Source organism: Pseudomonas sp. PKS, from assembly GCF_051913525.1.
Lineage (GTDB): Bacteria > Pseudomonadota > Gammaproteobacteria > Pseudomonadales > Pseudomonadaceae > Aquipseudomonas > Aquipseudomonas guariconensis_D.
Genome location: NZ_JBEGDO010000074.1, coordinates 1 through 252, shown reverse-complemented (window position 1 = coordinate 252; position 252 = coordinate 1). Strand labels below are relative to the sequence as shown.

The following is a 252-nucleotide window of genomic DNA, read 5'->3' as shown; positions in this document are numbered from 1 at the left end:
TACATTAATAAATCACAAAAGAGGGAGCTATATTATGATATCAAAACAAGATAAATTAGCTTTAATTAAAGAATTTGGTGGATCAGAAAAAAACACTGGTTTAGCTGAAGTTCAAATCGCAATTCTAACTAAAGAAATCGCTAACATGACTGAACACTTAAAAGTTCACAAAAAAGATGTTCCAACAAGAAGAAGTTTATTAAAAAAAGTTGCTCAAAGAAGACACTTTTTAAATTACTTAGTTAGAAAAGA

General features: G+C 27.4%; 1 protein-coding gene. It reads left to right on the top strand.

Annotated features, from left to right (window positions below; all coding sequences use genetic code 11):
* Positions 1-34: 34 nt before the first annotated feature.
* Positions 35-252: 30S ribosomal protein S15 (rpsO, locus tag ABOA88_RS24135; RefSeq protein WP_440128011.1), on the top strand; the 218-nt coding region annotated here is incomplete at its 3' end.